The organism is bacterium, from assembly GCA_020854115.1.
Classification (GTDB): domain Bacteria; phylum Patescibacteriota; class Saccharimonadia; order CAILAD01.
Map to the genome: position 1 here is coordinate 18133 of JADZGC010000020.1, position 10258 is coordinate 28390.

11 protein-coding genes are annotated in these 10258 nt (G+C 48.0%); 8 read left to right on the forward strand and 3 right to left on the reverse strand.

The window, feature by feature from the left end:
* Positions 1–56 precede the first annotated feature (56 nt).
* Positions 57–521 (reverse strand): HIT family protein, encoded by a 465-nt coding sequence (locus tag IT415_03905; GenBank protein MCC7543816.1) that lies wholly within the window; start codon positions 519–521, stop codon positions 57–59.
* A gap of 150 nt (positions 522–671) precedes the next feature.
* Here IT415_03905 and aspS point away from each other — a divergent pair, with 150 nt between their 5' ends.
* Positions 672–1985 carry an aspartate--tRNA(Asn) ligase gene (gene aspS / locus IT415_03910; GenBank protein ID MCC7543817.1) on the forward strand — a complete coding sequence of 438 codons (1314 nt, stop codon included), beginning with the start codon at positions 672–674 and terminating at the stop codon, positions 1983–1985.
* A 275-nt stretch (positions 1986–2260) separates the two neighbouring features.
* On the opposite strand, the gene IT415_03915 is transcribed toward aspS, so the two are convergent.
* Positions 2261–2920, reverse strand: a complete 660-nt coding sequence (locus IT415_03915; GenBank protein ID MCC7543818.1) for a class I SAM-dependent methyltransferase — start codon at positions 2918–2920, stop codon at positions 2261–2263.
* A gap of 110 nt (positions 2921–3030) precedes the next feature.
* Between IT415_03915 and IT415_03920 the strand changes: the two genes are divergently transcribed.
* The 7 genes from IT415_03920 (at position 3031) to IT415_03950 (ending at position 9856) form a co-directional block, all read left to right on the forward strand.
* Complete coding sequence (locus tag IT415_03920; protein ID MCC7543819.1) at positions 3031–4110, forward strand: type III PLP-dependent enzyme; 1080 nt, start codon at positions 3031–3033, stop codon at positions 4108–4110.
* Between the two features lie 501 nt (positions 4111–4611).
* Positions 4612–5205, forward strand: coding sequence for a hypothetical protein (locus IT415_03925; protein ID MCC7543820.1), 594 nt, complete (start codon positions 4612–4614; stop codon positions 5203–5205).
* Between the two features lie 86 nt (positions 5206–5291).
* On the forward strand, positions 5292–7625 hold the full coding sequence (locus IT415_03930) for a hypothetical protein (protein MCC7543821.1): 2334 nt from the start codon (positions 5292–5294) through the stop codon (positions 7623–7625).
* A gap of 20 nt (positions 7626–7645) precedes the next feature.
* Positions 7646–8065 (forward strand): response regulator, encoded by a 420-nt coding sequence (locus IT415_03935; GenBank protein ID MCC7543822.1) that lies wholly within the window; start codon positions 7646–7648, stop codon positions 8063–8065.
* A 66-nt stretch (positions 8066–8131) separates the two neighbouring features.
* Complete coding sequence (locus IT415_03940; protein ID MCC7543823.1) at positions 8132–8305, forward strand: hypothetical protein; 174 nt, start codon at positions 8132–8134, stop codon at positions 8303–8305.
* A 27-nt stretch (positions 8306–8332) separates the two neighbouring features.
* Complete coding sequence (locus tag IT415_03945; GenBank protein ID MCC7543824.1) at positions 8333–9511, forward strand: phosphoglycerate kinase; 1179 nt, start codon at positions 8333–8335, stop codon at positions 9509–9511.
* Between the two features lie 15 nt (positions 9512–9526).
* Positions 9527–9856 carry a hypothetical protein gene (locus tag IT415_03950; protein MCC7543825.1) on the forward strand — a complete coding sequence of 110 codons (330 nt, stop codon included), beginning with the start codon at positions 9527–9529 and terminating at the stop codon, positions 9854–9856.
* Positions 9857–9897: 41 nt separating this feature from the next.
* Here IT415_03950 and IT415_03955 read toward each other — a convergent pair.
* A partial coding sequence (locus IT415_03955) for a hypothetical protein (protein ID MCC7543826.1) occupies positions 9898–10258 on the reverse strand: 361 nt, incomplete at its 5' end.

The following is a 10258-nucleotide window of genomic DNA, read 5'->3' on the forward strand; positions in this document are numbered from 1 at the left end:
ATATCGTCTAGTACGATACTTGATATAATAAAATCATAATACTAAAAAATACGCAATTAATTTGTGAGTTGCTGATGTATCTTTGCTAGAGTGTCATCGCTCACCCCGTGATAATCATGTGATGAGATATAGCCAACATATTGCGTGAAGTAAGTATCGAGGTGTGAGCGTATAGGTTTCCAAGACGACATCTTTGTACCGTGCATTGGGTAGAGTTTAGCGTGAGCATGATTGACGCCAAAGCCATCAAAGATAAGCCCGACCCTTCCTACGTCATTAAGTTTTTCTTTGAGTATCTCGGAAACGGCTTTGATCGCGACCATGAAAGAGCCAATCTCATCGGTAGTGAGTGACAATACGTCGCTTGAGAGGTGCTCTTTTGGGATTACGATAGTGGTGCCTGCAGTGTTCGGATAAATAGATAGGAAGGCCTGATAGTTTTCATCCTCCCAGATCGTATAAGAGTGAGCTTGATTTTGGGCTATTTGACAAAATGGGCACTGCTCTAGATTAATTGACATCCACGGCACTCCTCTTAGTAGTTAATATTAAGTATACACTGCACAAATTCATATAATATGACCTAGATGAACGATGCATAGTCAACAGGTTGCTACTCCTTGGCGGAACAGCTATAATACGGTAATCATTTTAAGTAGATAGAAATTTTCATGAAAAAACATCTTACCATTATTGAGCTTAAGGAAATTCAAGGCAAAAAGGCCACAATCAGTGGCTGGGTGCAAACTGTACGCAACCAGGGTAGCATTGCATTCTTACTTATCCGTAACTCTGCTGGGGTGTTTCAGGGAGTTGTACTGAAGAAATCGAATGCTTTTGAGCCAGTGAAGACGCTGACGGATGAATCGGTTGTAACAATTATTGGTGACGTGCAGTTGTCAGAGCAAGCTCCTGATGGAGTAGAGATTCTCGTCGACTCCATAGAAATTCTCTCGGCTGCTGATCCAAACCTTCCTATCCCGATTGACGAGAAGGCGACAAATGAAGCTGATCAGCAAAAACGCCTTGACTGGCGCTGGATTGATTTGCGACGCCCGGCACACAAACTTATCTTCGAAGTCTGGACCACGATGGAGCAGGCAGGCCGCACGTATTGGACTGAGAATGATTATCTCGAGATCCATTCACCGAAGATGATGAGTATTCCGAGCGAAGGAGCTGCAGAGCTATTTGAGGTAAAATATTTTGATCGCACAGCTTATCTCGCACAGTCGCCTCAGATGTACAAACAGATGGCCATGGCATCAGGATTTGAACGCGTGTTCGAAGTTGGCCCAGTATTTCGTGCAAACCCTTCATTTACGAGCCGTCACGACACCGAATTTACTGGCTACGACATGGAGCTTTCGTTTATCGAATCCCACCAAGACGTTATGGCCGAGGAAGAGAAGTGGCTGCGAGCGATGATCCAAGCTGTAAAGGATAAGCATGGTGAGGCAATCGAGGCGCATTTTGGTCGTAAAGTCGTTGTGCCTGAACTGCCTTTTCCGCAGGTTACCATGAAGGAAGCTAAAGAGCTCTTGGCGCCATTCAAGCTCGAAACTGAGCGCGAGGACGACTTGAGTCCGGAAGAGGAACGTAAGCTTTCTGAAATTATTATGAAAAAACACGGTCATGAATTTGTGTTTGTTACCGAATACCCAGTTACTGCTCGTCCCTTCTATCATATGCGCAAGGAGGACGATCAGACGCTTACGAAGAGCTTTGACTTACTCTGGAATGGCATTGAGATCACAACAGGTGCACAGCGTGAACACCGCTATGATCAGCTCGTTGCTCAGGCGAAAGCAAAAGGGCTGACACTTGAGCCACTAAAGTTTTATCTAGATTTCTTTAAGTATGGCTGCCCTCCACATGGTGGTCTTGGCCTTAGCCCTAGTCGACTACTCTTGAAGATGCTCAATTTGACAAATGTGCGCGAAGTGACGTATGTCTATCGTGGACCACGTCGACTGACTCCATAATTGTAAAAAGTTATTATACAGCCTGAAAGCAGGATCAAGCTCGCATATCGACATAGCTAACAGTGTTGAGGATGTCGCGAGATATCAGGATGAGCTCGAAGAGAATAACCCCGGGATCACCGATCGAGCAAAGCATGCCTATATTCGCTTCATGCAGGTGGCTGGTGTAAACTAGCTCGGGTTAATTCTCTGAGCTAGTTGATTTTTACTTACAGCCAAGCGACGAGATGGCGGGCTGCAACTACCATTGCGCAGACTGGATCTTACGTTGAGCTCTATTTTGCGACTATTGGGGCGATGATCGTCTTGTCTTGCCAGTATTCGCAGTCGGCTGGAGGGTCAACTTCAACAGTTTCGTATGTAATATCGTGGAATCCAGCTGCCTTTAAGCGCAAGAGATGTTTCTGACTAAAGCCTGTTGCCTCGTCAGAGTAGTAGGTCAAGACGCCACCCTTCTTAAGTAGGCGATACGCTTCCTCGAAAAACCAGAAGTGGTTGCCATGAATTTCCTCTTCGCTCAGTGGGTAGGTATCAAAGAGAATGCCATCAAAACTCCCATCTTTAAGTAGTGGCGTAATATCCTCCCAGAATCCGGAAAGAATATGCATTTTACGGTTTGCAATCTGCTCACGATACATATCCATGCCGTTTTTGATCACGTCGGGGTGACATTCGATAATAATATGTTCTTTGAGGTTTTTTGCCTCCTGAATATAGCCTGCAGAAATACCCATGCCAAAACCAAGTTCGAGAACACGGCCGCCACGCATGGTAGCGATGTGGGCAAGTCTGCGCATGTAACCGTCCTCCCAGTCCTCCATGACTGGATGACCTGATATTTTTAGAGTGTGTTCATCAAAAACGGCTGGGGCTCTATTCCAGTCGCTGCGGTCCTCAAGGAACCCAATGCTTTTTCGGCTTTCTACAGTATCCATAATGAATATATTATAACACGTAAGATTTATTATGTCAAAGCTTATATCTTGCTTCTGACACTATACTATATTTCTCATGCCTATACCTATAGTATGATTATGAAGAAATCATGAAGCCGACGCCATATTTTACATTTGAATCAGCGAAAATTGCACATAATTACAAGGCATTTACCTCTGCGCTTCCAGGGGTGAGCGTTAGATATGCCTTGAAATCAAGCCCGTTAATCGATATTGCAGCAACGTTGAGTGATTTGGGCAGTGGCTTCGAGATCGCATCTAAGGCTGAGCTTGCCAAACTACTTAGTATAGATGTTGACGTAAGTAAAATAATATTCAGTAATCCGGTCAAAAAAGCAGAAGATATCAGATATGCGTATAGAAAGGGAATAAGTATTTTTGCGTGCGATTCGCTTGAGGAGGTTCAGAAGCTTGCAGAAAATGCTCCAGGCTGCTCTGTTCTCATAAGAGTAAAAGTATATGAACGTGGCAGTGTATTCTCTTTGAAGGATAAATTTGGTATCGAAGAGGGGGCAGTACCTCGTCTTGTACGTGAGATTACGGCTGCTAATCTGAAGTTTGAAGGGCTGAGTTTTCATGTTGGCTCGCAGTCCCTGAAGCTCAATACCTGGAAGTATGCTCTCGAGAAAATATTGCGAATTCAAAGTGCATTACGCGATAGGCAGATAGAAATTAATACGTTGAATTTGGGGGGCGGATTTCCGTGGCTCTATCGGGGGACGAAAGCTCCGAGCATCATAGAGATCGCAGAAGTTATCAAGCCCTATCTTGATAAGTTGAAAGTCAACCACATCCTTGCAGAGCCTGGTCGTTATTTGGTTGCGAGCTCCGCGACTCTAACCACATCAATCATACATATCACGAAACGAGATGGTAAGACCTGGCTATATCTGGATGCTGGTACGTATAATGCGCTTTTTGAGGCAATGAGCTTTCAGGGTGAAACGAACTACAAAGTATCTGCGATAGGAGGGCATGAGAAGAAATCCCGAATTTATACTTTAGCTGGTCCTACCTGTGACAGCATTGATACGATAACCAAAAATGCACATTTACCAGCTGACTTAGAGGTGGGGGATAGATTGGTTTTTAGCGATGTAGGCGCTTATTCTTATGGGCTGTCGAGTGGATTTAATGGATTTGCAACCCCAAAAATATACTTTGAGTAGGAAATAACTTGAAAAAAATATAATTATATGCTTTAATATTGAAAGATCGTGACCGTACCTAAGCAAGAGGAGGAATCTTGATCCACGATATCTACTCAAGCCTCCTCGAGGAGGCTCAGTACCATGCGGTTAATCCGCTCATCTTCATCGTGCTGTACCTTGTGACATGGCCGATGGTTTGGCACTCGTGGTACGTTCTTGTACGCGCTCATGCCAAAGGTGATTCGAAGGGGTTTCGTCGCGGAGTTTGGTATAACCGAATTGCTACGTTCACTCCCTATTTGTACGTGCTATTTTTTGGGATAAATTTTCCGATTTGGCTCGTACCGTCAAGTATCGCTGTCATGCTGATCCTAGCTGCAATGTTCCGGTTTCGACTCGGAAGCGGCCTACTGGAGAAGATGACCGAAAAGGTTGGCAGTGTTCGAAAGATGTTCACCCGATTGCGTACACTATGTGCGCGTCGTCACATAGACTCCGAGTGAGTCGGAAAAGAGTACGATGACAGATATCCAGACTCGTCTCGTTGAGGGGGAAGAGCGTGAGGCGGCGCTGATCGTCGAGCGCGCGGTTTTTCTCGACGAAGGTTTTCCGTATGACTACGAAAAGTACAACGCGCAATGCCGAGTATTTGGTGCTTTCGATGGCCAAAAGTGCGTCGGCGCTGTTCGCATGGTACAGCAAGCACCACTAATCCCACCGGTCCTTGAGGACTGTGAGATTTGGGACTTGACCTCTTGGCAGGATATGGGTGGACGCTTCGAGGAGCTGGCAACCCAAGCAGTGCTCAGAGAATATCGGAAGCTGATGGTCGGCCTTGACCTTGTCAGGGCGGCTTATGCCGATGCTAGGAATCGTGGCGTGCAGGTAATGGCACTCATCTTGGAGCCCGAACGCGCGCAGTTTCTGAACGATACCGTTCACTTCGCTTGTCGACAGATCGGCGAGATCGGCTACAAGGGATGGGAGTGTGCGCCATACGCACATGTTCTCGATGAGGTTGAGCGCAAGCTCGCTTCTGCAGACCCGGAGCTGTATGCATGGTTTACCGAGTGTGTGGATCCCTCTCTCCTGGCAGCACCAAGAGAGAGCTAGACCATCGCTCGAAGATGGGTGTATGTCTTAACCGACTTACACCCATTTTTTTTCGCTCAGCCGAACTTTTAGGTATGATAGTACTAATGCAGAAGCTCCAGCTCTATTATTATGTTCCGACAATTATTCTAACTTTTGTTTTGGGCTTAATTGTTTTTGTTAACAACCCAAAAAAACTTACTAATCGGGTATTTTTGCTTTTTAGCTTAGCTATGTTGGGCTGGCTGAGTGCTCAGTTTGTTGCGGATATTATCGGGATAGCTGAAGAGTCATTAATATTTATACGAATTGCCGTGGCAATATCGATTTTTCTAGGGTTCTCGTTTGTGGCCTTGATAGATGCGCTGGCTAATGAAGGGCTACCAAACAAACGATTATGGATATCTTCGATGATTATCTTCGTCACACTTATGCCTATTTCCTTTATCCCTTCAACGGTTGAGTCGGTGCAAATTAGAGACTGGGGTGTTGAGGCGACTTATGGCGATACGTACTTCGTATTGCTAATCTATTCGGCGTCGGTCTTTGTATATACCCTTTTTCTTGCATTTTTCCGAAGAGCGCGACGGTCTAGTCGATCAAGGACACAGCTCCGCTTCGTCTATCTGGGGATTGCTAGTGCGCTGATCGTGAATCTCTTTGGCAACTTTATCTTATTGCCGTTTGGCTTGTCGCAGCAACTTGGTGTTGCAATGAGCATCACATCGGTCTTGCTAATCGTTGGATCGACTGGTTTTGCAATTCTCAAGCATCGTCTTTTCGACATTCGTGCAGTAGTTGCGAGATCGATAGCTTATCTGTTTTCAGTCCTATTATTCGCCTTCGTGTATGGCTTCCTGGCATACGGTGTCGCACAGAACATTCTCTTGCGTAACATCCTTACGACCGAGCGTTCGCAACAAATCTTCAACATCATCCTCGCTGTCATTCTCGCCTTCACCTTCCCGACAATCCGTCGTTTCTTCGAAAAGATCACCGACCGTATCTTCTACCGCGATCGCTATGATCCGCAACACCTAATGTCGAGCATTGGGCGCATTCTGGCAACCGAGATCGCACTTGAGCCGCTGACGACGAAAGTCATCCGTGTCCTTGAGGATGAGATGCGACTCGCAGATGCGAATATCGTGGTGCTTGGTAAAAAGGGTGAGGATGGTGAGAAGGATTCTGAGACCGAGAAGGCGATCTACTATCAGACGCATGGGGCGAAAAAGCACCAGGATTACCAGATTCAGGATCTGCAGACCATTCGCTTGCCAGTCGTCATTACCGATGAGCTGGCTTCGTCTGATGAGCGCCAGATACTCGAGCAGCACCATATTCGCGCAGCCTTCGTGCTCAAGACACGTGAATCACAGGTCGGGTACTTGCTACTTGGTGACAAGCGGAGCGGTGACATCTATAGCGATCAGGACATCCAGACACTGCGCATCATCGCCGATGAGCTGGCGGTCGCGATCCAGAATGCGCGTGCCTATACTGAGATCCAGCGCTTCAACGTCACCTTGCGTGAGAAGATCGACCAAGCCACGCACGAGCTCAAGCATGCAAATCACGAGCTTAAGGCACTCGATAAGGCGAAGGACGAGTTCATCTCGATGGCTTCCCACCAGCTTCGCACACCGCTCACGGCTGTGCGTGGGTATACCTCCATGGTGATGGATGGTGACTTCGGCAAGATCTCGGGTGAACAAAAGGACACCCTCAAGCAGGCCTTTGATGCTGCGACCCGCATGACGCGCCTGGTCGATGACCTCCTCAATGTCTCGCGCATCCAGTCCGGTAAATTCCGCCTCGAGCGCGCAGAAGTTGATCTTAATAAAGTATTGCCTGAGGAAGTATCGCTACTCGACACGACTGCGAAGACGAAGCAGGTGGCGATCACCTACAATCCGCCGAAGACACCAGTACCTACGCTTTTGATCGACGAAGGCAAGACACGACAATGTCTGATGAATCTGATGGACAACTCGATCTACTATTCGTCGACTGTCGAAGGTGGCGGAAAAGTACAGGTATACCTCGAGAGCGATGCTACACACGTGATCTTCCGGGTGGTCGACAATGGTATCGGCGTGCCGAAAGCGCAGCAGCCGAAGCTCTTCAAGAAATTCTACCGCGCGCCAAATGCGCAGAAGACGCGCCCAGATGGTACGGGTCTCGGGCTCTTCCTGGTAGGTAAGGTGGTGCGCGATCAGGGCGGTGAGATAATCTTCGAGAGTGAAGAAGGCAAGGGCTCGACCTTTGGTTTCAGGCTACCGATTAAAGCTGCTGGCGAGGGTGTGGACGCGAGCGGGAAAGTGGTTGGCGCTGCGTCCGTTGAGAAAGATGCCTCGCCAAAAGCAATTTCCACAACCGATAAAGTAGCCGATGAAAAAGTGACTGCTACGAAAACTCCTACCTCCAAGCAGAAGGCGTAGTTTCAGCGTATAATATACATATGGCTGACACAGATACGCCAAATCCAGGCACGGCAGGCGCCGACCAGCATCCTGAAGTGATTGTCGTCGAAGATGATCCGTTTATTTCGCGCATGTATGAAGTGAAGCTGGCAAAAGCCGGCTACAACATCCAAATGGGCACTTCAGGCAAGGATGTCATTACATTGCTCAATACACTCCACCCTAAGCTTGCTCTCGTCGATATCAATATGCCCGAAATGACCGGTATCGAGGCAGTCAAGCAACTCAAAGACTCAGGGTATGATTTCTCAAAGACACAAGTGATTTTTCTGACTAACTCTAATAATCCGAATGACATCGAGGCCGCCAAAGCTCTCGGTGGTGATTATCTGATCAAGGCAGATCAGACACCACGCGGCGTACTGGAGCTTATCAAAAAGAAACTTGGTCAGTCGTAACTCTCAATAAGCATAAACAGCTTGCTCCACAGGTGACTTCTTCAGTACACTAGAAGCATGAGCTTGATGGAAATCCAGATATTCTTACTCGTCTTTTTTGTCATGTATTTAGTGTCGGCGCTAGTTCTCTACGTCCTACATCTCATCATGCGTCGCGAGATGAAAAACTACCGAGTCTCGACGATTATCTTTTCGTTGCTCGTCGCGCTGGCTGTTACGCTTGTCAATATTGGGCGTTAAAAAACTAACCACAAAGGAGAAATACATTTGGCAATGAAATCACTCAAGTCATTGAATGTGCAGGGGAAACGAGTCCTCTGTAGAGTGGATTTCAATGTGCCGCTGAAGGATGGAAAGGTGACCGATACGCTGCGCATTGAAGCGGCCTTGCCGACGGTTAAACACTTACTTAAAGAGGGCGCCACCGTCATCCTGATGAGCCACCTGGGGCGGCCAGATGGTGAGCCAAATCCACAGTACTCACTCGAACCTGTTGCGATTGAGTTGTCTCGACTGCTCAATAAGGGTGTCGTATTTATTCACGATTGTGTCGGGGTAGATGTGCAAGATCGCGTCGCAAAGCTCGAGCCAGGTGCGCTGGCACTCTTAGAGAATCTCCGCTATCACGCAGAGGAGGAGACGAACGATGCCGACTTCGCTCGACAGCTTGCGAGCCTCGGTGATGTATACGTCAATGATGCCTTCGCGGTCGCGCATCGTGCGCACGCCTCGGTAGCGGCGATTACCGAGCTCCTACCATCCGCTGCTGGATTCTTGCTCGAGAGCGAGGTCGATACGCTTGGCGGTTTGCTTAAGCGACCGAAGCAGCCATTTGTAGCAGTGATTGGCGGGGCGAAGATCTCGGATAAGATCTCGTTCCTCAATAATCTCGTCAAAAAAACAGACACCATCGTTATTGGTGGTGCAATGGCGAATACCTTCTTGGCTGCGCTTGGACATGATATGCGCAAATCGATCCAGGAAAAGTCGGCTTACAAAGAAGCGCTGAAATTTCTCGCTGAAGCTCGACACCACGAAGTCGAGGTGATTCTGCCAGTTGATGTTGTGGTTGCCGACAGCCCGGATGACGGAGCGAAGAGTCGTGTCGTGACGGTCGGGCAACTTGCTGGTGGGGACATGGCGCTCGATCTCGGGCTCGCGACTTCGACGCTCATTGCTGAGGCACTGCATAGTGCGGAGACGATCTTCTGGAATGGCACACTGGGGCTGACTGAGGAGAAGGCCTTCGCGAAGGCTAGCCATGATCTCGCTAAACGAATGACGAAGTCAAAAGCGCTGACGGTTATTGGCGGCGGAGACACGGCAGGGTATATTGATAGTATTGGTATGCGTAATGACTTTGGCTTTATCTCGACTGGGGGCGGGGCAGCGCTCGAGCTCTTAGCTGGCAAAAAGCTTCCGGCAGTAAAAGCACTCGAAGATTAAATAAGGAATTATACTATGGCTAAGAAAACAGCAAAAAAATACGTCTATACTCCAAAGATCAACGGTATTCTGATTGGGCTCATCGCATCGGTGATCTTGAACCTCATACTTGCAGCACCGTATGTAGCCTTTTTAACCACTAGCTTGTTTGATACCGCTATAGGAGAAGTGTTTTTTGAGCGCGTTCTCGATGGCTCATCGATTGAAAAAGATGGGCGCAGTTGGAATTGTGTAAAAGGCGAATACACACAGTATTTGGCAATCAAAAATCAGCACTATTGTTATGGCATCATGATTCTCGATGAAAACAACCAAGAAGTCAAAAACACAGTTACACAAGAGTAGAGCCTAGTTTTTTAGAGCCCTCATGAATAGCCGGGGATTTGTTAGTAGCGAAACTTTGGTGGCTTTGGCGCGCTACCGGCTGCCGGTGGGGGTGTGAAGGCGGGTTTAGCTGGAGCTGCAGACGGATTAAACGGTACTGTATGTTGCGTCATGCCAACAGCGCCAAGCGGAGTATCAGGTATGGAGTTTGCCAGGGCATTACTCGTCTCGTAGCGATGGAGTAAGTGGGCTGCTTGCTCGGCCTCGGAGTGATGCGGGATGACTTGCGGTGTCGCGCTAGGCATCGGGGCCGGGCTAGGTGGTATGGGTGCTGAAGGGATTTTGCCGGTCAAGGGACCTGGTGCGGGTATAACCGGCGGTTTACCAGCTGGACTTCCGCTGCCTGGTGTTATCGAGGCTGGT

What these genes read in the sequence shown, in the direction of transcription:
- IT415_03930 (MCC7543821.1), top strand. Translation starts at nt 5,292, where the DNA reads ATGCAGAAGCTCCAGCTCTATTATTATGTTCCGACAATTATTCTAACT.
- IT415_03925 (MCC7543820.1), top strand. Translation starts at nt 4,612, where the DNA reads ATGACAGATATCCAGACTCGTCTCGTTGAGGGGGAAGAGCGTGAGGCG.
- IT415_03915 (MCC7543818.1), bottom strand. Translation starts at nt 2,920, where the DNA reads ATGGATACTGTAGAAAGCCGAAAAAGCATTGGGTTCCTTGAGGACCGC.
- IT415_03935 (MCC7543822.1), top strand. Translation starts at nt 7,646, where the DNA reads ATGGCTGACACAGATACGCCAAATCCAGGCACGGCAGGCGCCGACCAG.
- IT415_03940 (MCC7543823.1), top strand. Translation starts at nt 8,132, where the DNA reads ATGGAAATCCAGATATTCTTACTCGTCTTTTTTGTCATGTATTTAGTG.
- IT415_03920 (MCC7543819.1), top strand. Translation starts at nt 3,031, where the DNA reads ATGAAGCCGACGCCATATTTTACATTTGAATCAGCGAAAATTGCACAT.
- aspS (MCC7543817.1), top strand. Translation starts at nt 672, where the DNA reads ATGAAAAAACATCTTACCATTATTGAGCTTAAGGAAATTCAAGGCAAA.
- IT415_03905 (MCC7543816.1), bottom strand. Translation starts at nt 521, where the DNA reads ATGTCAATTAATCTAGAGCAGTGCCCATTTTGTCAAATAGCCCAAAAT.
- IT415_03950 (MCC7543825.1), top strand. Translation starts at nt 9,527, where the DNA reads ATGGCTAAGAAAACAGCAAAAAAATACGTCTATACTCCAAAGATCAAC.